The sequence below is a fragment of the Ruegeria sp. CL6 genome, assembly GCF_056536465.1.
The window spans coordinates 869465-891310 of sequence record NZ_JBQFPR010000001.1 but is presented as its reverse complement, the minus strand read 5'-3'; the positions used below and the strand labels follow the sequence as shown (position 1 = coordinate 891310).

The following is a 21846-nucleotide window of genomic DNA, read 5'->3' as shown; positions in this document are numbered from 1 at the left end:
CTCTATTGCCACTTAGAAACCTGAGATGTGGAAGGAGAGATCATGCCGGTCCTGCGCGAAACAAATTTCACGGCAGAGGTGGTTTGGCTGGGTCACGTCCCCGCCGGCGACTCGATCCGCGCTCAGGCGGTTGGGTCTTTGCAACTGGATTTTTCCGGCGATTCGGGTGCTCGGCACGAAGGCGTCAATCGGGCCTCGTGTGTGCGGGTCAAAAACCTTTACCCGCAGGGGACCGAAATCCGCAATGTGCGCCAGCTTTCAGTGCTTTCTGCCGAAGAAATGGACGCAACGGCGGCAGAGATGGGGTTGAAGAATCTGGACCCGAGTTTTCTTGGGGTCAGCATCTTGCTGCGTGGCATTCCGGACTTCACGCATATCCCTCCATCCTCGCGCCTGCAGGGGCCAGACGGCGCAACGATCACTGTGGACATGGAGAATCGCCCCTGCGTCATTCCGGGGCGCGAAATCGAATCTGATCTTCCGGGACATGGAGCCGCGTTCAAACCCGCCGCAGAAGGGCGTCGCGGCGTCACCGCGTGGGTGGAAAGGCCGGGAAAACTGAACCTTGGCGAAAAGTTGAAGCTGTTTGTTCCCGATCAGCGATCATGGGCACCATAAACGCCGGGCGTTTCCGATTGAACGCTGTAAGGTTGACGCTACGCCGTTTCGCGGCGCGATTATGTCGGAATCCATATCCATTTACTTGGTACACAACGGTATGGATTGAGCAGCACCGGCCTTTTTGTGCTGGTTTGCACGGCATTCAATCAGGGATCTTGCCCAATGAGCTATAAATCCGACATCGAAATCGCTCGCGAAGCGAACAAAAAGCCGATCCAGGAAATCGGCGCCAAGCTGGGCATCTCCAGTGACGATCTGCTGCCCTATGGTCACGACAAGGCAAAGGTCAGCCAGGACTTCATCAACTCGGTCCAGGACCGCGAGGATGGCAAGCTGATCCTTGTCACCGCGATCAACCCGACCCCTGCGGGTGAGGGCAAGACCACCACTACCGTTGGTCTCGGCGACGGTCTGAACCGCATCGGCAAGAACGCGATGATCTGTATTCGCGAAGCCTCGCTTGGCCCGAACTTTGGCATGAAGGGGGGTGCCGCGGGTGGTGGTTACGCTCAGGTTGTTCCGATGGAGGAAATGAACCTGCACTTCACTGGCGACTTCCACGCCATCACCTCGGCCCACTCGCTGTTGTCGGCAATGATCGACAACCACATCTACTGGGGCAACGAATGCGACATCGACATCCGTCGCGTTGCATGGCGTCGCGTTGTTGACATGAACGATCGCGCGCTGCGTCAGATCACTGCCTCGCTGGGCGGCGTGTCGAACGGTTTCCCGCGTGAGGCTGGTTTTGACATCACCGTGGCCTCTGAGGTTATGGCGATCCTGTGTCTGGCCAACGACCTGAAAGACCTGGAACAGCGTCTGGGCGATATCATTGTGGCCTATCGCCGCGACAAGACCCCGGTCTACTGCCGCGACATCAAAGCCGAAGGCGCAATGACCGTTCTGCTGAAAGACGCGATGCAGCCGAACCTGGTGCAGACGCTGGAAAACAACCCGGCCTTTGTTCACGGCGGTCCGTTTGCAAACATCGCACACGGCTGTAACTCGGTCATTGCGACCAAGACCGCTCTGAAAGTTGCCGACTATGTCGTGACCGAAGCCGGATTTGGTGCTGACCTGGGTGCCGAGAAGTTCATGAACATCAAGTGCCGCAAGGCAGGCATCGCGCCGTCAGCAGTGGTGCTGGTCGCCACGGTGCGCGCGATGAAGATGAACGGCGGCGTGGCCAAGGCCGATCTGGGTGCCGAAAACGTTGACGCCGTTCAGTCCGGGTGCGCCAACCTGGGCCGTCACATCGAAAACGTTAAGTCGTTCGGTGTTCCAGTCGTCGTCGCAATCAACCATTTCGTCACCGACACGGATGCCGAGGTTCAGGCCGTGAAAGACTATTGCGGCGAGCATGGTGTCGAGGCGATCCTGTCGCGTCACTGGGAGCTTGGTTCGGAAGGTTCCGCGCCACTGGCCGAAAGAGTTGTTGAAATCGTCGAAGGTGGTTCCGCAAACTTTGCGCCGATCTACCCTGATGAGATGCCTCTGTTCGAGAAGATCGAAACCATCGCCAAGCGCATCTATCGCGCGGACGAGGTTCTGGCCGACAACAAGATTCGCAACCAGCTTCGCGATTGGGAAGACGCAGGCTACGGCAACCTGCCGGTCTGCATGGCGAAAACGCAATACTCGTTCTCGACCGACCCGACGCTGCGCGGCGCGCCCAACGGCCACTCGGTCCCTGTGCGTGAGGTCCGCCTGTCCGCCGGTGCTGGCTTTATCGTGGTAGTCTGCGGTGAGATCATGACCATGCCCGGTCTGCCCCGCAAACCGGCCGCCGAAACCATCTGTCTTAACGACGCAGGTGAGATCGAGGGCTTGTTCTAAGCCCCCAAATGAGACATCTCGTGGTCCGGGAACATCCCCGGGCCATGAGGAGACGAACATGCCCACTCTGACACCGCCGCAAGACTGTCATTCGATGCAGGAACTGCGGATTCAGATCGACAAGCTGGACTTCCAACTGATCGAGATGTTGGTGATGCGCGCGGGGTATATCGATCGCGCTGCGCAACTGAAACCGGCCGAAGGACTGCCCGCTCGCATTCCGGATCGTGTCGAAGACGTGGTTCAGCGTGTGCGTGCAAGCTCGGATGATCTGGGCATGGACCCGGATCTGGCCGAGCAGATGTGGCGCATATTGATAGATTGGTCGATTGCACGTGAGGAACGTGTTCTCGGCGCTGACTGACCGGGCGTTTCAAGCGCCCGATCCGTTTTCAAGGAAGGGATGACAGGATGGTAGCCCAGGTTATTGACGGTAAGGCGTTTGCGGCAAAGGTCCGCGCGCAGGTGGCCGATCAGGTCGCAAAGCTGAAAGAGGAAAACGGCATTACGCCCGGTCTGGCCGTGGTTCTGGTGGGCGAAGACCCGGCCAGCCAGGTTTATGTCCGCTCGAAAGGCAAGCAGACTGTCGAGGTCGGCATGAACTCGTATGAGCATAAGCTGGACGTCGAGACCTCGGAAGAAGACCTGCTGGCGCTGATTGGCAAGCTGAACAATGATCCGGCCGTCCACGGTATTCTGGTCCAGCTTCCGCTGCCCAAGCACCTGAACGAAGACCTTGTGATCAATTCGATTGACCCGGCCAAGGATGTGGATGGGTTCCATATCTCGAACGTAGGTCTGCTGGGCACGGGTCAGAAGTCGATGGTGCCCTGTACGCCGCTGGGCTGCCTGATGATGCTGCGCGACTATCACGGTTCGCTGTCGGGCATGGATGCGGTCGTGATTGGCCGTTCCAACATTGTGGGCAAACCGATGGCGCAATTGCTTCTTGGCGATAGCTGCACCGTGACCATTGCGCATAGCCGAACAAAGGACTTGCCGGACGTCGTTCGCCGCGCCGACATCGTCGTCGCCGCTGTTGGTCGCCCCGAGATGGTGCCGGGCGACTGGATCAAGGAAGGCGCGACCGTCATCGATGTGGGCATCAACCGGATTGAGCGTGACGGCAAGAACAAGCTGGTCGGTGACGTGGACTATGCCAGCGCCGCCGAGCGCGCGGGCGCGATCACTCCGGTTCCGGGTGGTGTTGGCCCGATGACGATTGCGTGCCTGCTGGCCAATACGCTGACTGCCTGCTGCCGTGCCAACAGCCTGCCAGAGCCTGAGGGTTTGACGGCCTGAGCTGCGTATCTATCAGTTGCTGGATGAGTTTTCGGGCCGAAGCGTTTACTGCGTTTCGGCCCGTTTGCTTCGTCTAAGAGATAGACCTGTGGGCGCGGCCAGTTACATCGGGTATTCCTCTCTGGTTTCAGTGGTAGATGGCGCTGTCTGGGGCACTGAAACGCAAGATGGCAGAGATTAATACCGAAGGGGGTACGCGGTGCGGACAGCTATCGCGGCATCGGGACCATCTGCGGGTGATCGCCCGTCAAAATAGCCATCGCATTGTTGTCCATTAAATCATCCAAAACCACGTCGGAACTGTAAAGGCCGCCTGTATAGGTTCCATAAGCGGGCAGGATGAGGCGCTTGCTGTCGAACAAAAAGGCCGGGCGCGTTATTGATCGCCCTTTGACCCGAAGCCGCGCCTTGGGATGGTAATGGCCTGAGATTTCGGCCTGTGAGTCTGGTTGGGCGATGTGCCGGAAAGTCACCAAGCCAAGCACGTAATCGGACAGATGCGCTCCGCCAAGGTTGACCGGGCCGGGGTCATGGTTCCCTTCGATCCATATCCACCGGCGTCCGGCCTGAAGCGTTGAGATTTGCATCGTGTCTGCTGCGTCCAGACCGCTCAGCGCATCCAAATCGTCAAAGCTGTCGCCCAGACAGATAACGGTCTCGGCGCCGGTCTGTGAAATATCCGCCGACAACCGGGCTAGGGTGTCCTGGCTTTCATAGGGTGGCAGGTACGGGCCTCCACGACGCGCAATCCGTTCGGACTTACCAAGATGCAGATCGGAAACGCAGAGAAGGCGCTGTTCTGGCCACCACAACGCACCCGATCCCATTGCGCACAGGTTTTGACCGGCAAAGGAAAACGTCAATTCGTTCATGGAACGTTCTTTGCGGTTTTCGACGCGCAGCGCAAGAGGGATTACATCGGCTCCAAGCCTGCGGTCTGCAGCAGCCGGTCACTTTCTTCTTGCAGCAATCGTTCCTCTGCAGCCCCTTTGACGGGCACTTTTCCAACCTCAAGAAACAGTGGGGCGGCAAGCGGCGAAACCCGTTCCAGCCGTATAAGGTCGATACGATCGCCAATGCGTTCGATCATCGCTTCGATCCGCCCGAAATCGACCAGCCCGCGCATCGCCTCCTCTCGTGTGATCTGCATCAAAAGGTGGTCGGGATCGTATTTCAGCAGCGTGTCGTACAATATGTCCGATGAGAACGTCGCCTGCCGTCCGCTTTTGCGCTGACCGCCAGTATTGCGTTCAATCAGACCGGCAATCGTGGCCGACGCTCGGAAGGTTCGTTTCATTACGGCATTGCCAGCCAGCCAAGTGTCCACCCCTTCGCGCAGCGCGTCCAGTTGGAACAAGGGGCGGGGGTCAGTTACGGCGTCCAGCCCCCAGATCAGGGTCGCATAATCAGTGGCTACAAAGCCCAAGGGGGCAAGCCCGGTTTCTTCCATCCGTTTTGTCAGCAGCAGACCCAACGTTTGCTGCGCATTTCGACCCGCAAAGCCATAGACGCAAAGATGCTGACGCCCTTCATTGGGAAAACTCTCGATCAGCAGGCGGTCGCGTTGTGGAAGCCGAGAGATTTGCCGCTGCAAGGCCAGCCAATCCGCCGTATGAGAAGGGAGCTGCGGCCATTCGTCTTGGGCAAACATGCGCAGGATACGGTCGCTCAACTGCGTGGATGTGGCAAACTTGGTTCCGGAAAACGTGGCGATCTTTGGTTTTCGGTCCGCGCGGCGGCTCACCTCGACCGTCATTTCGCGCAACCCTTCATACCGCACGATCTGACCGCCGATCAGGAAGGTATCTCCGGGTGTTAGCGAGGCGGCAAAGGCTTCTTCTACTTCCCCCAACGGTTTGCCGCCCCGGTTACGCTTGAGGCGCACTTTCAGCGTGTCGGAATCCTGAATTGTGCCCAGATTCATACGAATACGCTGGGCTGCACGTGGGTCGCGAAGCTGCCAGCGCCCGTCGGGTCTTTGCTGCAGCCGCTGCCAACGGTCATAGGCGCGCAAGGCGTAGCCGCCCGTGGCGCAGAACTCTAGACATGCGTCGAACTCTGCGCGGCGAAGGTGCGCGTATGGTCCGGCGGCGGCCAATTCGGTGAACAGTGCATCGGCGTCGAACGGGCCAGAGGCTGCGGCTATCAGAATATGCTGACACAATACGTCCCGAGGGCCAGCTCCGCGTGGCTCACCGTCCAGATCATTCGCCTTGGCAGCTTCAAGAGCGGCGACGCATTCTACCACCTCAAACCTGTTCGCCGGGACAAGCAAAGCCTTGGAGGGGGCGTTGTAGCGGTGATTGGCGCGCCCGATCCGTTGCACCAGCCGCTTGACGTTCTTGGGGGCTCCGATTTGGATCACCAGATCGACATCGCCCCAGTCGATCCCCAAGTCCAAGCTTCCGGTACAGACAATCGCTCGCAGATCGCCGCGTATCATGGCGGCCTCGACCCGTTCACGCTGTTGCCGATCAAGGCTGCCGTGGTGAATGCCAATCGGCAAGGCGTCTTCGTTGGCCAGCCACAGGTTGTGAAAGAAAATCTCGGCCTGTGCGCGCGTGTTGTGAAAGATCAGCGTCGTCTTGTGTTGTTTGATCTGCTCCAACACGGCCGGGATGGAATAGGCCGCGCCGCCGCCTGACCAAGGAGGCATCTCTTGCGTTTCAAGCATCCGGATATCGGGGTCAGGCCCGGGGTCGGCCTGAACGACAGGGCAGGGATCCGGGTGGCGGGCCAGAAAGCGTGCAATAGCCTCTGGGTCTTCGACCGTTGCAGACAGACCCACACGGCGCAGATCGGGGCAGATACTTTGCAAATGCGCCAAGGCCAACATCAGTTGATCTCCGCGTTTGCTTTCGGCCAGTGCGTGGATTTCGTCAACGATGACCCTTTGAACACCTTTGAACATCCTCGGCGCATCGCCGTATGAGGTCAAAAGGGCGAGGCTTTCAGGTGTAGTGAGCAGAATATGCGGAGGGTCGACGCGTTGACGCTTTTTCTGCGTGGCCGATGTGTCGCCTGTGCGATCTTCGATACGGATAGGCAGGCCGATCTCATCAGCCGGTCCGCGCAGGTTGCGGCGAATGTCTGCTGCCAATGCCTTGAGTGGCGAGACGTAGATCGTGTGCAACCCGGTGTGATCCCCAGTGGCGAGATCGGACAGGGTGGGCAAGAACCCGGCCATCGTTTTACCGCCACCCGTAGGCGCGATGAGCAACGCAGCCGGGTCTTGGGCGCGGTCGAACATCTCTTGCTGATGTGGATGGATGAACCAGCCTTTGGCGGTAAACCAGTCGGTGATCCGGGCGGGAATCTGCGTCATAGTCGCAGACTACCCGGCCCGTCACGGAAATGGCACGGCGTTATTTGACGATCTGTTCGTCCTTGACGAACATGTTGGCCCAGGCGCGATCAATCAGGTCGGGGCTCATCTGATAGGGGATGCCCTCGAATTCGCAGATCGAGATCATCTGGTCGATCAGGAAGATGGGTTGGTAGTTCGCGTAGATATTGTTGATGGTCGGGTACTTGACCTTCAGCAAATGAACCAGAGCGGCTTCGTCCAACGGCATGCCACGTTTGCGGGCGACCATCGCGAAGATTTTCAGGAAGTTCTCTTGGTTCGGACCGTCAATCTTGATCTTGAAGAAGATCCGGCGCAGGGCCGCTTGGTCGAAGATTTCGTTCGGGTGGAAGTTGGTCGAGAAAATGACCAGCGTGTCAAAGGGAACCTCGAACTTTTCACCGGACTGCAGCCCGAGGATGTCTTTGCTTTCCTCCAGCGGAACAATCCAACGGTTGATCAACGCCTGCGGCGGTTCCTGCTGACGGCCAAGGTCATCCACGATGAAGATGCCACCGGTCGATTTCAACTGCAGCGGAGCCTGATACGTCCGCGCGGTTGGGTTATAAACCAAGTCCAGCATGTTGAGCGAAAGCTCACCCCCTGTAACCACGGTTGGGCGTTCACATTGTACATAGCGTGAGTCGAACCGTTTGCGACGGCGCAGGCTGTTGGGGTCGTCCGCTTCCTGCTCGATCGCGGTGTGAACGATCGGGTCATAAACCGTGATAACCTGCCCGGCATATTCGATGGCGCGGGGAACGTAGACGTTGTCCCCAAGCGCATCCCGAATCCCGTTTGAAATCGAAGACTTACCATTGCCCGGAGGACCATACATCAGGATGGACCGGCCCGCGCTGACGGCGGGGCCGAGATGGTCAAGAAGGCTGTCGGGCAAAACCAGATGCCCCATCGCCCCGGTGAGCTGGTCACGGGTGACTTGAATGTTGCGGATGGACTGGCGCTTGACCTGCTCTCGATAGACATCCAGCGGCACAGGCATGGCCCCGAAATACTCGGACTGGCTGAGCGCGTCCAACGCACGCGCCTTGCCCGCGTCGGTCAGCTGATAGCCCATTTCATTGCCGCTGTTGGCGTTCAGCGTGCCGGTAGCCTCAAGCAATTTCTGTTCGCGCGCAATGTCGATCAGTTCCTGGGTCACCGATCCGGGCAGGCAAATGGCTTCTGCCACCTCGGACACGGTATCAACGTTCTTGCGAAAAATCGTCTTCAGCAGAATGTCCCGCATCATGACGATGGGTAGCTGCATCTCTCCCAACCCCTTTGGGGTGGGGGGGGCCATTACCGAAGTCGTCTGCATATTCATGAGCGTCGCCCGTCTTATCCAGTATTCACGCCGCATGCCCATTGCTGGGCCGCTTGCGAAAAATCTAGCCCCGCTTTGTGTCATCACCAAGGCAGGGAAAAGGCGGGCTGATGATAGTTTACGACCCGTAAACAGTTCCTAGTATCAGGTAGATGGCCAGACTTCCGCCGAGCGAAAAGCCCATGGGGAATTGCTTGGGCCTGTTCCAGCTTTCCCAATCCGGTGCGATTGCTCTTAGGGCGGTGTTCTTGGCCAACCTGTGGGTCACAAATGCGGCAAGCGTCGTGGACATCAGGATCATCGCCATCGCCATGTAATCACCCGCCCACACGAATGCTGACGCAGAGGCCAGAAATTTGGCGTCTCCGGCCCCCATGACGCCAGCGGCATTCAGCAAAATGCCCAAAACCAGCACCACGACGATATGCAGCAATTGCCAAAGATAAGGGGGCAACGAGACGGTGAATGGACCAACACGCCCCATGGTCCAATCTGTTGACCAAGGGGGGAGTACGAATAGACCCACAACTACAAAAACCAAGGCCAGTGCGATGACCGCGTGGTTCTTGATCAGCATGTCGCGCATATCCGTATAGGCAACGTAAAAGCAGATCGGCAGAACGAACGGCAAAAACCAGCCCGCTGCCAAAGCGGGAATGGTCATGAATCAGGCTTCCTCAAGCGCACGCAGCGAGCGCACGGCTTCTTCAAAATGCTGAGGATGCGTGGCGATCGCCTCGCGGAACAGGTTCTTGGCCGTGGTCACATCACCTTGCTTGACCGCAGAAATGCCCATTGTATTCAAAAGCATGGCGCGTTCGACCTGCGTCAAGGGCACGACCGGCATGCTGTAGTTGCCTTGAGCAGCCCGTGCCAGTACGAGATTGTTCTTCGCCGTGAACAGGGACTTATCCTGGCGGATAGCTTCGGTGAACAGGCGCTCGGCTTCTTCGTATTCGCCGCGGGACAACTTGGAGTAACCCCAGTTGTTCATGACGCCGCCGGGACGTGTCGTAAGGCCGACCGCTGTTTCATAAAAATGATCCGCGCGCTTCCAGTCTTTTTTGGAATCGGCAACGACGGCCTCAAGGCGATAGCGTTTGAAGCTTTCGTAAGTCGGAGGGATCGAGTCCAGAACGACCTTTGCCTGATTCCAGTCGCCGGACCGCACGAGGGCGTCGGCATACTCGATCTTATCGACGTTCCCAGCCCCCTTCATGGTCGTCACTTTTTTCCATGCTGCGGCTGCTTCGGTGGTGCGTTTGGCGCGAGACAGGGAAATTGCCAGCCCCCGCTGAAGGTCGATCCGGCCCGGGTTCTTGGCCGCTGCGCCCTGGAAATAGGTGACGGCCTCATTCGGGTCGGCCGCGGTCAGCAGAACTTCGTTCAGGTTTGTTTCGTCGATGACGTTCACTTCTTGATACGTCTTTTCGACCTTTTCTTCCTCGGTTTCTTTGGCGCAGGCAGTCAGGGTCAGCCCGCAGACAACCATTGCCGGAATCAAGAATTGTTGGCGCATTTTGCGTCCCTTACTGCTCTTGCCTATGTTACCGGAGCTTGCGCAGCTTGAATTGCCCGTCGCCTTGTTGCTCCAGCGTGTATTCTTGTTCTTCTGGTGTAGTATTAACGGGATTTTCCATTTTTGCGAGGGCTAAGCGAAGATTGTCGCGAATTGCGTCACTTTCGCCATTGTCCAAGGCGAAGGCGCGTCGGAAAACTTGCGCGGCCTCTGGGTATTCGCCTTTCTCAACAAGGATAACGCCTAGATTGTTCCAGGCCACAGGCCATTCAGGTTGGTCCGCGACGGCCCGGCGAAGCAGGGTTTCGGCTGGTCCTAGTTGTCGAAGGCCAAGGTTTGCGGTGCCCATGCCCGCCATTATTTCCGGTGTCATGCCCTGATCCAGTGCGGCGCGCGCAAATGAATCCAGCGCCAAGTCGTATTCTCCGGCCACCAACAGACGGTTTCCAACAACCAGGGGATCTTCGACCTGCCCGTTCGGGTCGATTCCCGGAGGGTCCAGCTGATCCGAAAGGCTGGTTTCCGTGCAAGAGGCCACCATGGTGAACACCATAGCGGCCTGAAATGCGCGGCGAATCCCGATACGGACACGCCTGCTTATTGGTATCATAGGGTTATACGCCCCCTGCGTTGCCACCTGCGAAATCGGCGATGCCTTTTGCCGAAGGTCCGACCAGAATGACCAGCAACGGCGGCACCGTCAGCATCATTGTGGCAAGTGTCATTTTCGTTGGCAACTTGTTAGCGGCTTCCTCAGCGCGCATCACGCGTTTATCTCGCATTTCGCTGGCATAAACCCGCAGAGCTTCGGCGATGGACGTCCCGAATGTTGCGGACTGAATCATCACGGTTACGAACGAATTGACATCCTGTGCGCCGCAGCGGGTTCCAAAGTCACGGAGAACCGTATCCTTGTCCTTACCAGCCTTGAGTTCATACGCAACAACCTCGAATTCCTGCGCGATGTCTGGGTACGAGGCTTTCATTTCTGCTGCGACCCGAACAATAGCCTGATCCAGTGATTGCCCTGCCTCAACACAGACCAACATCAAGTCCAGAGTATCCGGGAACCCGGCGATAATCGCTTCTTCCCGTTCGGCAACGCGCCGGGTAACCCAGTATCGCGGCAGATAGTAGGCCGCCGCAGCTGGAATAATGACGCGAGTCGCCATCTGCGATGAAGTGAACTCCTGATCGCCGGCGAAAACGGTGACCAGCATGACGCCGATCAGGATGCCGACGATTCCCAGTGCGAATTGCGCAAAGTGGAAAAACCGCACTGCATCTTTTGAGTGATACCCGGCCTGGCGCAGCTTGAGCTGCATGGCCGAAAGCTCCTCCTGGTTTTGCGGCTCAAGGAAAGTGGCAAATTTTTCAAGCTGCTCGTTGCGGCTGGCAGTGCGCAGCTTGTCGCGTTTTTCCTTCTTGCTCTTTTTCGGAGCTGCGTTCGAGCGCTGCAATTTTTTCAGAGGATCCTCTGGCTGATTGATCATCAGCGGCACCGCAACCAGGATCATAAAGACCCCCAGCACGCCGACGACGATCAATGGGCCGAATTCACCCAGGTTGTCTTTCAGCAGGTCGTTGATTTGGTTCAGGAATTCCATGATGCTTACCTCAGACCTTGATGTTGGTGAGAATGCGCATGACGATCAGGTTCAGCGTCAGCATGATGCCAACAAAGAAGCACCCCGGAATGAACCACGGATGATCCAGAACTTCGTCATAGTACCCCGGATCCTTGACCAGGATGAAAAGCAGGCAAAACACGGGAAAACCCGAAAGGAATTTGCCTGACCATTTCGCTTCGGCGGTGATTGCCTTGACGCGACGGAACAGTCGGAAACGGGCGCGGATCACCTGAGCCAGACCTGCCAGAATCTCGGCAAGGTTCCCGCCGGATTGTTGCTGGATGCCCACGGCGACGGACAAGAAGCGCAAGTCTTGCATATCCAGACGCTCGGCCAGATCCTTCAGCGCCTCACCAACATCGCGCCCGTAGGCACATTCGTCAGCAATAACGCCGAACTCAGTGGCCAGAGGATCTTGGACTTCGTTGGCGACAATCTGGATCGTCGAAACAAAAGGATTGCCAACGCGCAGGGACCGCACCATCAGTTCCACCGCATCAGGCAGCTGTTCTTCAAGCAGCGCCATGCGCTTGGAAGCCTTGTGGTTTATCCAGGCGTAAACACCCCCGACGCCAATGGCGATTGAGATAGCCACACGCAGATACGTCTCTGTCGCGGTGCCGATGCTTAGCCCCACAAATGCGAAAGCAGACACAAGCACCATCACCATGATCAACTGATGAGGCGAGAACGCAATCGCGGCTTTCTGAGCTTTGTCAGCCAACAACGAGTAGAGCGGGATGCTCTGCGTTTTCATGTGCTGCTGCATTTCCTTACGCAGCTGCTCAAGAACCTGTTCCCGCCCAACGCCTTTGTCCAGCATGTCGAGACGACGGTTGACCCGGCTGTTCAGGCTGATGGACTTGCCAAAAGCCACAAGGTAGATACCTTCGACCAGCGCCAGTACGGCGACGAAGATAACGACATAGATAAGAGCCTCTACAGGCAGTTGCATATCAGGGTCTCCTTACATCGTCGTGGGTTCATAGATGGACGGGGGCAGATCAAAGCCCCACAAACGGAAGCGTTCCGAATAGTGGCTGCGGACGCCTGTTGCGGTGAAGTGACCGATGATCTTGTTGTCTGGAGTCAATCCAACACGTTGAAATTTAAAGATTTCCTGCATGGAGATGACGTCGCCTTCCATGCCGGTTATTTCAGTGATCGAGGTCATCCGGCGCGAACCGTCCTGCAGACGGCTTGCCTGGACGATCAGGTTCACAGCGGATGAAATCTGACTGCGAACGGCTTTGATCGGCATTTCGATACCGGCCATCGCGATCATGTTTTCAAGTCGCGAGATACCGTCCCGCGCCGAGTTCGCGTGGATCGTGGTCATCGACCCGTCGTGGCCGGTGTTCATGGCCTGCAGCATGTCGATCACTTCGGCACCACGTGTCTCGCCCACGATGATGCGGTCGGGTCGCATACGCAGAGCGTTTTTAAGACAATCGCGAGGGCTAACCTCACCTTTGCCTTCCACGTTCGGCGGGCGGCTTTCCATCCGGCCCACATGGGTCTGCTGCAGCTGAAGTTCCGCCGTATCCTCGATGGTCAGGATGCGTTCGGCGTCGTCGATAAAGCTGGACAGGGCGTTCAGCGTCGTTGTTTTACCGGAACCTGTACCGCCTGAGACGATGACATTCAGCCTGGTTGAAACAGCAGCCTGCAAATAGGCGGCCATTTCTTCTGTGAACGCGCCGAAATTGACAAGATCGTCAATCCCCAGCTTGTCCTTTTTGAACTTACGAATGGAAACCAGAGAGCCATCGACGGCAATCGGAGGAACCATTGCGTTGAAACGCGAACCGTCTGCCAGACGGGCGTCAACATACGGGTTTGATTCATCAACACGACGGCCCACGGCGGATACGATCTTGTCGATAATCCGCATCAGGTGCTTTTCATCTTTGAATGTGATGTCGCTGATTTCCAGCTTGCCCGAGCGTTCAACAAATATCTGCTGAGGTCCGTTCACCAGGATATCGTTTACCGTATCGTCCTGCAGCAATGTCTCCAAGGGGCCGAGGCCTGTGACTTCGTCGTACAGTTCCTTGTTTAGCTGCGATCTGTCCTCGCGGTTCAGAACGATGTTCTTGGTTTCCAGAACTTCGCTGGCGATCGCACTGATTTCCGCGCGTAGTTCCGCCTCGCCCGCGCTTTCCAAGGCCGCAAGGTTCAGGTTTTCCAGAAGCTCGCGGTGCAGTTCAATCTTGATTTCACCGAGTCGCTCTTTGCGTTTACGTTCCCGGTCGGACGCGGCAGGTTCAGCAGCCTTCTTTTTCAAAGGCCGACGGATGACGGCATTGGCCGCAGGTGCCGTGTCAGCAACCGGTGCGGGTGCTGCGGCAGGCGCTTTTTCGGCTGTTTGAACCGGCTGCGCTTCGGGCTGTTTTTTGTATCTTGAAAACACGACTGCTCCCCCTTTTGGGACTATGTTACGCGGCCTCGGCGTTGCTGCTGCCCAGGCTGTGTAGCGATTTCGCAAGCTTCGCAATTTCACGACGCAGCGGGTTCTTGGCGGCAGAGTTGGCCAGCGGCAGACCGTGGTCGCCACTTTGCATTACGGGTTTTCCACCATCCGGCAACAGCAGGTCGATAGAGATTCCAAGGCTCTCACCCATGCGCTTGACCCGGCTTTTGCCGTTTAGGTCTGTGAACTTAGGCGCTCGGTTCAGCGCGAAGCGCAGCTTGTTGAACGGTAACTCCTCGGCTTGCAGAGCGCGCTTCAGGCGCAGAGCGTTCTGAGCCGACCGCATGTCCAATTCGATCAACGCAAAATACACGTGCGCCGCTTGCAAAACGGTTTCCGACCACTGAACGACGGTCGTCGGCATGTCGACCACCACGTAGTCGAAGTGTTTGCGCGCCGTATCAATTACGCGCTGAATGTCCTCGGGTGTGATCAGGTCCAGCGGGACCATGTCGGAAGGAGCCGTCAGAACCTGCAGCTTGTCTTCATACGTCTGAAGGGCTTGCGAGAATACGTCGTCGTCCATCGACGCTGTGTCTGACAGCATTTCAAAGACGGTTTCGTGGCGCGGCATGTCCAGATAAGTCGAAACGGTGCCGTATTGCAGATCCAGGTCGATCAAACAGACAGAGGGCGCCTCTTTTTCCGATATGGTGGCCAGCTCCCATGCCAGGTTAACCGCCATCGTGGTTGATCCGACGCCACCGGCCAGGCCGTGGACCACGAACAATGCCCCTTCTTTCGATTCGCCGGTGGCAAGCGACACGGCGGCTTCCTGCGCGACAACGACAGGGTCCGGCTTGTTCATCCGTGCGATCGCTTCCTGCAATTCACCTTCGGGTAGAGGGTAGGGGACAAATTCATCCGCGCCCTTCCGCAAGAGCTTATGCAAAGAGGCTGGCGTGACATCTTCGGCAATCAGAACAACCTTGATCAGTTTTTCTTTGGCCTGTGTGATGATCTCACTCATCAAAGTGAGGTTGTCTTCGTCCTCGCCATCGATGGCCAGTGCGACGAATTCCAGATTGTCAGCTTCGGGTTGGCCAAAAAACGCCAACGCTTCGGCAAAACCCAGATCGCCCCAACGCTCGCCCAGAGCGGCTTCCATGTCTTCGATCAACAGATCGAAGTTCTGGACATCACGGCTGATCGTGCAGGCCAGAATGGCGGTGTTGTCATCTTGCGTTGCGGCGCTTGTCATTAACACAATCCTCGTCGAGAGGGCAGCCAACCTTGCGAACCGAGTCGGTCCGGTCAGGCTTGCTGTTGCCCTGTTGCGACCTTATCCGGTCGCAGTTCACCCAATTGTTGAAAATGTGGCTTGGAACTTAGGCAAGAATTAGGCGCAAAAGAACCAATTGTTGGGAATTGGGCGACGATGTCGCCCAATTCAAAAGATTATTCAGCGATGTCTGTCGCGTCTACGTCGGTGATGTAGCTCAGGTTGGTCGCGCTCTCGACATACTCGCGATAGATGACTTCTGCGTACTTGCCATCCAGCAGCTGAGGCGCGCGATCCACAAAGCCCGAAACCTCTGTAACCGTACGACGGTTACGGCGATCTCGGTCAGGTGTGTTGATCAGTGGTCGAGTTTTACCAAACGAAACAACAGCTTCCAGGCGTGACCGCGAGATTCCCTGACGTGTCAGGAAGGCAACCGCGGCGTCAGCGCGACGCTGGCCCAGGCTTTGGTTATAAGCCTGAGATCCAACGGCATCCGTGTGGCCGTAAACGCGGAAACGCGCTTCGGGGAACTGTTTGATCCAGTCGGCCTGTCTCAGCAGGACGCGCTGTGCACCTGCATCCAACTGCGCACTGTCAAAGGCAAAGTTGATCTGCGTTGGCACTTCGGCTGCGAACCTGCGGCCCAGGATCTGGGCATATGTCAATTCGCCAGTCATGACTTGCGAATTGTTCAGGGTCGCGTTCCCGAACGCGCCTTGGTCAACTTCATATCCGGCCTCACGCGTACATGCGGCGACAGCGACCGAAAGACCCAGTGTGATGATCCACTTCTGCATTGGTCCTATCCTCCTAATCATTCCAGCACGTAGCCGTATGAGCTACCGAAGTCTTGCTTGGCGACTTCAGACGCACCACCGGAACCCACACGTTCGGTTCTTGCGGTCCGGCCGTTGATGAACAGGTCGAATTCGCTAGGCGGTTTGACCCGATCAGTTGGCAGTGCAAGTGCTTCGCCACGAGTCGGCGACACCAGATGTGCTGTGACGATGACGACCAGTTCGGTCTGCTGACGCTGATACTCGGCACTGCGGAACAGTGCGCCAAGTACGGGGACGTCACCCAACCATGGCACCTGATTGTTCAGGTCCGCGAAGTCGTCTTGAATCAGACCCGCGATGGCAAAGCTTTCGCCGTCACGCAGTTCGACCGTTGTCTTGGTCCTACGAGCGATGAACGAAGGGACGTTGTTGCCCGCAATCGTAAAGTCCGAGTTACCGTCGATAGCCGAAACAGATGTACCCATTTCAAGGTTGATCAGATCTCCGTCCACGACACGCGGCGTAAAGATGACCTGAACACCAAATGCCCGATACTCGATTGCGATGTTACCGTCATCGGCCGGAACCGGAATTGGAACTTCGCCACCAGCCAGGAACTCAGCTTCTTGCCCGGACAGGGCAGACAGGTTGGGTTCCGCAAGACTGCGCGCCAGCCCTTTGGCCTCAAGCGCTTCGAGCAGCAAGCGAACTTGGGTCGAACCCGCGCCAAATCCAAACAGGATGGCACCTGTGTTCGTCTGCTGAATGGGAATGTTGTTGTTCAACGCGTTAGCCAGCGAGGCGGCGTTGTTCAGAGTGTTGAAACCACCCGTTACATCACTGCCGCCGAAGCCCAGCGATGCAGTCAGGCTTTTCGCGACCGAACGGCTCATCTCGGCAAAGCGAACTTTCAGCATGACCTGCTGAACGCCGCCAACCGACATCAGGTTTGAAACACGCTCAGGCGCGTAACGTTCTGCCAGTTCCAGAGCACGGGCCAGTTTTGCCGAGCTGGAAACAGTACCTGACAGCACGATTCCGTCATTCGCAGTGCGTACTTCGATTACTTCGCTTGGCAAAATCTGCCGCAACCGCTCTTTAAACTCCGAAACATCCGGAGAAACGCGTACGCGAACGTTGGCAAGCAAGTTGCCGGCCCCGTCAAACAGCGTAAGAGTGGTCAAGCCGGGAGCTTTACCCAAAACATAAATAGTGCGGTCCGACAGCGACGAGATATCAGCAATACCTGCGTTGGCAATGCTGAGTTCGGCGAACGGTTCCTCACTCTCTACGACAATCGCGCGGTTCATCGGGACATCAAGCGTTTCAGCCGTACCCTTCTTAACCACGCGCAAATTCTGAGCCCAGGCGGCATCGCCGACAGAACTCATTACTAGCGCCAACCCGAGAAGGGTCGCGCTGATCCAGGAATGTATTTTCATGTGACCTGCCTCTCCGATCACGCCTCGTTGTAGGTCTAGTGCCTTATGCCTGTTAACACTGCGCGACTTGAGAATTTATTGCAATAATCAATGGTTTCTGGAATTTTCCTTATGTGGATAATCCGCAACATCCAAAACGACACGAGCCGCGCGATCTGCGCGGCTCGTGCATGTAAATCTCTGATAAAACGTCAGTTTGTGCAGGGAATCACGGTTTTTACGATCTCAGCTCCACGCCGTGTGTTCACGGTGCAAACTTCTTCTTCCACCTTAACCTGCGCTGGTGCCGATTCTTTGATGCCCAACAGTTTTCTCTGGTCTACTTCAACCGCGCTTGCCACCGTTTCATCCTGAACTCCGACCAGGGCCAGCGACAGGCGACCGGTGTTTTGAGCCTGAGCCAGGGCCGCGATCTGTTCCGGCGTCGCGGCAACGGTCACGGTGCGGGCGATTGTTGCGCCTGTCAGGTCCGAACCTGCCTTTTGGTCTACCGCGATCAGTTCGATGTTTGTTTGAATCAGGCGCGTGATTTCACCACTGTTTCCGGCGATCGCACCGCTCAGCGATCCAGTCCAGTAAACATCGACATTGTCACCGGGACGCAGGAACCCTGACACACCCGACGCGACGTCGACGCTGATTGCAAATGCGCGCTTTCCTTTTTCAATGCGTGACGTCAGGCCGGCGGACTCGCCGGGCTTGGTGACCTTGACGTCCATCAACGCCTCGTCTTTTTCCATGGTTCTCAGGACAAAACGGTCACCCTTTCCGTCTTCTGGAAACAATTCCGCCATTGCCAGAAAGGTACCTTCAGGAATTGCATCCTCGGGCCATTGCACGATGCGCACGTCATCCTGCGCCAGCCGTTCACCGTATTTCAGCGAACGGTTGGAAACAATTACGCCAACGGTCGCAACCGTGCTGACATTTGCCAACGCTTCCTGCGCGGCCAAACGCTCTGCCGCGAGTTGGGCCTGATATTGGGATATGTAGTCACGCGCCATGTAAACGGCACCTCCGGCCAAAGCCAACCCGAATATTAAGACAAGTCCAAATACTGCACGCATGCGCGTTCCCTCGCATTCAAGTTTTCTATTGGATCGCCGTAGGGAATACGACGTCGCCTAGCTACTGATTAAAAGTCAATTGTGTCGAAAAGGTGGACAATCTTAAATTTTCTTCCCCGTCCGCGTATTTTGTTTCTCGTTTTTCGAACTTCAGCACTAGCCGCCGTAGTCAAACACGATCTCCTGAACTTCCATCTCGGACAATGCGTTTCCGGTTTGGGTGTCCACGTGTTGAATCCCGGCTGAGAAATTCACAAACACTAGGGTTCCGAACCCTACCAGACCAGCAGTGAGCATTACCCAGTCAATAGTGACCGCGCCATCCTCACACGCCGCGAAATTTTTAAACCAATTCATGCTGGACATTTCGTTTCACCACTTTGCGAAAAAGAAAGGGCCACAACTCATAAGAGTGCGGCCCCCTCAGAAAATTGCGAGACGCTAAATTACTTCGGAGTAATTTCGGTCTGCGGAGTAGCAACAGTCACGCTGCTCAGCGAAGTCTCAACAGTGTTTGCCAGTTCGTTGGTACCGTTACCAACCTGAGTGTATGCAACGGCTGCCAGGCCAACTACGGCTGCGGTCAGAACGACCCAGTCAACCGTTACAGCGCCGTCTTCGTCTTTGCGGAAGTTCTTGATGAACTTGATCATGTTACGTCCCTCCTAAAGGATCAAAAAGTAAATTAAACCGCGGCGTCTTTCAGAGCTTCGTCTCTCAGTCCGCTCCCGACCGTCTCGGTATGGCATTATGTTTGACTGCCGTGCGTGGCAGGAATTGGGCCAAAACCAATTTTTTTGCTCCGAAGATTAACTTTCCGGTAATTTTTCTTTTAACCACCTGAAATAAAATGGAAAAAAATTAAAAATTAGTTGGGGTGACCCATTTGCCCGATGCAAAATTGCGCCAAATGAGGCGAAAATGCCCCATTTCCTGTGGTTTTTCTGGTTTTGCGAGCGGTTCTGGGGTTCAAATCAACCAAAATATAAAAGCATGAGGCGGGCAAAATGAATCTTAGGGACGCAATACTCTGCGTCGGTGTCGTGGCTGCGTTGTTTTTCGGCCCTGCACCTGTTGCTGCGCAATCCGCAGAACCAAGAGGCGTTTACAAAAGAGTCAAAGCGCCAAAGCCGGGAACGCGACCCAAGATCACGGTTCAAATCTCGCCCGAAGAACATGCCACTGCTCCTTCTGCCCCAAGCACCGGGACAGAAATAGCAGTTCCCGAGATTATCGCGCGAACCCGCGTCGCGCCCCCCAGCCTTCCGGGAGGGGCAGCAAAGCCCACCGGCTCATACAAGGCGTTCTGGGAGAAGATCTCGCCCGACTTGGCCCGATCTGGTGCCGGGCGTTTGGATGACGCGATAAATGCACTGGCTGCGATCAATGTTGCCTCGCCACGATTGCAGACACTTCAGAACATTGCGCAGCAACAGGGGATTGAGATTCTGCGCTCTACAGTGGGCACGAATGTTTCCCCAGCTTTGGTGCTGGCTGTGATTTCAGTGGAATCAGCGGGCCGTTCGGATGCGGTTAGTTCCGCTGGCGCGCAGGGGCTGATGCAGTTGATGCCTGCGACGGCCAAGCGGTTTGGCGTGAAAGACAGCTTCCACCCGGGCCAAAACATATCTGGCGGAGTAAAATACCTGAATTGGTTGATGGAGGAGTTCGGGAATGATCCCATCCTCGTTCTTGCCGGATACAACGCGGGCGAAGGGGCTGTGCGGAAACACGGTGGTGTTCCACCATATTCCGAGACGCGTAACTACGTTCCCAAGGTGCTGGCCGCGTTTCAGATTGCACGGGCTTTGTGTTCCACGCCGCCTCAGCTGATCTCGGACGGGTGCGTGTTCCAGACGCAGAACTAAAAAAGGCCCACCGTTCTGGTGGGCCTTTCCCTTGATGCCTATCAGTTGACGATGGTGGCTTCGGTTGCGCTCCGAATTTCGTCTTCTGTGACGCCCTCTGCGATCTCGACAATCTTCAGGCCGCCTTCCGCGACGTCCAGAACGCCCAGATTGGTGATAATCCGATTCACCACCTTCTTGCCGGTCAGCGGCAGGGTGCACTTTTTCAGCAGCTTGGACTTGCCGTGTTTGTTGGTGTGATCCATCACCACGATCACGCGGCCAACGCCAGCCACAAGGTCCATCGCACCGCCCATGCCTTTGACCAGCACGCCGGGGATCATCCAGTTGGCCAGATCGCCTTCTTCATCGACCTCCATCGCGCCCAAAACGGCGGCGGCGATCTTGCCGCCCCGGATCATGGCGAACGAGGTCGCGCTGTCGAAGTAAGACGTGCGCGACAGTTCGGTGATCGTCTGCTTGCCCGCGTTGATCAGGTCGGGGTCTTCCTCGCCCTCGAACGGGAAGGGGCCCATGCCCAGCATACCATTTTCGGATTGCAGCGTGATGTCCTTGTCACCGACATAGTTCGCCACCAGCGTCGGAATGCCGATGCCGAGGTTTACATACATGCCGTCTTCCAGCTCTTGCGCAGCGCGGGCGGCCATCTGATTACGGTCCCAGGGCATTATGCGTCCTCCTTCTTGCGCGTGGTGCGTTGTTCGATGCGCTTTTCGTGGGTGCCCTGAATGATACGGTGCACATAGATGCCGGGCAGGTGGATGCTGTCGGGGTCCAGCGAGCCACGGGGCACGATTTCCTCAACTTCGGCCACGCAGACCTTGCCGCAAGTCGCGGCGGGGACGTTGAAGTTGCGCGCGGTTTTGCGGAAGATCAGGTTGCCGGTATCGTCGGCCTTCCATGCCTTGACGATGGCGAGGTCGGCGAAGATGCCTTCCTCCATGATGTAGGTCTCGCCGTTGAAGTCTTTGTGTTCCTTCCCTTCGGCGATCACGGTGCCCACACCTGTCTTGGTATAGAAACCGGGGATGCCAGCGCCACCGGCGCGCATCCGCTCGGCCAGAGTGCCTTGCGGGTTGAACTCCAGTTCCAGCTCTCCGGCCAGGTACTGACGCATGAATTCCGCGTTTTCGCCGACGTAAGAGCTGATCATCTTCTTGACCTGCTTGGTTTGCAGCAAGATGCCGATGCCGAAATCATCAACGCCTGCATTATTCGAGGCAAACGTCAGGTCCTGAGCGCCGGATTTCTTGATCGCTTCGAGCAGCAGTTCGGGAATGCCGCACAGACCGAACCCGCCCGCTGCAATCAGCATGCCGTCCGACAACACGCCATCAAGCGCTTCGGTGGCATTGGCATAGACTTTTTTCATGAAGAAACTCCCCCAATGACATGGTGATGGGCAGG

22 protein-coding genes are annotated in these 21846 nt (G+C 56.7%); 5 read left to right on the top strand and 17 right to left on the bottom strand.

The genetic code is table 11. The annotated features are described in order from the left end of the window. Positions 1 to 42: 42 nt before the first annotated feature. From ACR0LH_RS04440 to folD, 4 genes are all read left to right on the top strand, one after another. Complete coding sequence (locus ACR0LH_RS04440) at positions 43 to 618, top strand: MOSC domain-containing protein (RefSeq protein ID WP_480719812.1); 576 nt, start codon at positions 43 to 45, stop codon at positions 616 to 618. A gap of 165 nt (positions 619 to 783) precedes the next feature. Continuing rightward, on the top strand, positions 784 to 2460 hold the full coding sequence (locus ACR0LH_RS04435) for a formate--tetrahydrofolate ligase (protein WP_480719811.1): 1677 nt from the start codon (positions 784 to 786) through the stop codon (positions 2458 to 2460). A 58-nt stretch (positions 2461 to 2518) separates the two neighbouring features. Then, positions 2519 to 2824: a chorismate mutase gene (locus tag ACR0LH_RS04430; RefSeq protein WP_480719810.1), complete on the top strand. Its 306-nt coding sequence runs from the start codon at positions 2519 to 2521 to the stop codon at positions 2822 to 2824. A gap of 47 nt (positions 2825 to 2871) precedes the next feature. Then, entirely contained in the window at positions 2872 to 3762 is an 891-nt protein-coding gene (folD, locus tag ACR0LH_RS04425) for a bifunctional methylenetetrahydrofolate dehydrogenase/methenyltetrahydrofolate cyclohydrolase FolD (protein WP_480719809.1), read from the top strand. A gap of 209 nt (positions 3763 to 3971) precedes the next feature. Here folD and pdeM read toward each other — a convergent pair whose 3' ends face one another. The 15 genes from pdeM to ACR0LH_RS04350 all read right to left on the bottom strand — a co-directional run bounded on the left by pdeM (position 3972) and on the right by ACR0LH_RS04350 (position 19224). Beyond that, positions 3972 to 4634 carry a ligase-associated DNA damage response endonuclease PdeM gene (pdeM, locus tag ACR0LH_RS04420; protein WP_480719808.1) on the bottom strand — a complete coding sequence of 221 codons (663 nt, stop codon included), beginning with the start codon at positions 4632 to 4634 and terminating at the stop codon, positions 3972 to 3974. A gap of 41 nt (positions 4635 to 4675) precedes the next feature. Further along, a complete protein-coding gene (locus tag ACR0LH_RS04415) occupies positions 4676 to 7087 on the bottom strand; it encodes a ligase-associated DNA damage response DEXH box helicase (RefSeq protein WP_480719807.1) in 2412 nt (803 codons plus the stop codon). A gap of 40 nt (positions 7088 to 7127) precedes the next feature. Next, the gene (locus ACR0LH_RS04410; RefSeq protein ID WP_170697358.1) at positions 7128 to 8435 is read right to left on the bottom strand and encodes an ATPase; all 1308 of its coding nucleotides are present in this window, start codon (positions 8433 to 8435) and stop codon (positions 7128 to 7130) included. 118 nt (positions 8436 to 8553) lie between these two features. Then, the gene (locus tag ACR0LH_RS04405) at positions 8554 to 9099 is read right to left on the bottom strand and encodes a prepilin peptidase (protein WP_170386296.1); all 546 of its coding nucleotides are present in this window, start codon (positions 9097 to 9099) and stop codon (positions 8554 to 8556) included. Between the two features lie 3 nt (positions 9100 to 9102). After that, positions 9103 to 9954: a tetratricopeptide repeat protein gene (locus tag ACR0LH_RS04400; RefSeq protein ID WP_480719806.1), complete on the bottom strand. Its 852-nt coding sequence runs from the start codon at positions 9952 to 9954 to the stop codon at positions 9103 to 9105. Positions 9955 to 9982: 28 nt separating this feature from the next. Next, positions 9983 to 10564 (bottom strand): tetratricopeptide repeat protein, encoded by a 582-nt coding sequence (locus ACR0LH_RS04395; protein WP_480680932.1) that lies wholly within the window; start codon positions 10562 to 10564, stop codon positions 9983 to 9985. Positions 10565 to 10568: 4 nt separating this feature from the next. Further along, the gene (locus ACR0LH_RS04390; RefSeq protein ID WP_480719805.1) at positions 10569 to 11561 is read right to left on the bottom strand and encodes a type II secretion system F family protein; all 993 of its coding nucleotides are present in this window, start codon (positions 11559 to 11561) and stop codon (positions 10569 to 10571) included. A gap of 10 nt (positions 11562 to 11571) precedes the next feature. Further along, complete coding sequence (locus ACR0LH_RS04385; RefSeq protein ID WP_170484540.1) at positions 11572 to 12540, bottom strand: type II secretion system F family protein; 969 nt, start codon at positions 12538 to 12540, stop codon at positions 11572 to 11574. A 12-nt stretch (positions 12541 to 12552) separates the two neighbouring features. Continuing rightward, positions 12553 to 13998, bottom strand: a complete 1446-nt coding sequence (locus tag ACR0LH_RS04380) for a TadA family conjugal transfer-associated ATPase (RefSeq protein WP_480719804.1) — start codon at positions 13996 to 13998, stop codon at positions 12553 to 12555. A 25-nt stretch (positions 13999 to 14023) separates the two neighbouring features. Further along, on the bottom strand, positions 14024 to 15259 hold the full coding sequence (locus ACR0LH_RS04375) for an AAA family ATPase (RefSeq protein WP_170565601.1): 1236 nt from the start codon (positions 15257 to 15259) through the stop codon (positions 14024 to 14026). Between the two features lie 197 nt (positions 15260 to 15456). Further along, positions 15457 to 16080, bottom strand: a complete 624-nt coding sequence (locus tag ACR0LH_RS04370; protein WP_170484546.1) for an OmpA family protein — start codon at positions 16078 to 16080, stop codon at positions 15457 to 15459. 17 nt (positions 16081 to 16097) lie between these two features. Next, positions 16098 to 17504 carry a type II and III secretion system protein family protein gene (locus ACR0LH_RS04365; protein WP_480719803.1) on the bottom strand — a complete coding sequence of 469 codons (1407 nt, stop codon included), beginning with the start codon at positions 17502 to 17504 and terminating at the stop codon, positions 16098 to 16100. Between the two features lie 191 nt (positions 17505 to 17695). Beyond that, complete coding sequence (gene cpaB, locus ACR0LH_RS04360) at positions 17696 to 18571, bottom strand: Flp pilus assembly protein CpaB (RefSeq protein ID WP_170804653.1); 876 nt, start codon at positions 18569 to 18571, stop codon at positions 17696 to 17698. 156 nt (positions 18572 to 18727) lie between these two features. Beyond that, on the bottom strand, positions 18728 to 18928 hold the full coding sequence (locus tag ACR0LH_RS04355; RefSeq protein ID WP_170565595.1) for a hypothetical protein: 201 nt from the start codon (positions 18926 to 18928) through the stop codon (positions 18728 to 18730). Between the two features lie 89 nt (positions 18929 to 19017). Next, complete coding sequence (locus ACR0LH_RS04350) at positions 19018 to 19224, bottom strand: Flp family type IVb pilin (protein WP_480719802.1); 207 nt, start codon at positions 19222 to 19224, stop codon at positions 19018 to 19020. A gap of 354 nt (positions 19225 to 19578) precedes the next feature. Between ACR0LH_RS04350 and ACR0LH_RS04345 the strand changes: the two genes are divergently transcribed. Beyond that, on the top strand, positions 19579 to 20439 hold the full coding sequence (locus tag ACR0LH_RS04345) for a lytic transglycosylase domain-containing protein (protein ID WP_170386331.1): 861 nt from the start codon (positions 19579 to 19581) through the stop codon (positions 20437 to 20439). A gap of 41 nt (positions 20440 to 20480) precedes the next feature. Here ACR0LH_RS04345 and ACR0LH_RS04340 read toward each other — a convergent pair whose 3' ends face one another. Both ACR0LH_RS04340 and ACR0LH_RS04335 read right to left on the bottom strand, forming a co-directional pair. Next, a complete protein-coding gene (locus ACR0LH_RS04340; RefSeq protein WP_170484556.1) occupies positions 20481 to 21107 on the bottom strand; it encodes a CoA transferase subunit B in 627 nt (208 codons plus the stop codon). Next, positions 21107 to 21811, bottom strand: coding sequence for a CoA transferase subunit A (locus ACR0LH_RS04335; RefSeq protein WP_480719801.1), 705 nt, complete (start codon positions 21809 to 21811; stop codon positions 21107 to 21109). Before ACR0LH_RS04335 ends, ACR0LH_RS04340 begins: the two co-directional genes overlap by 1 nt. Between the last annotated feature and the right edge of the window lie 35 nt (positions 21812 to 21846).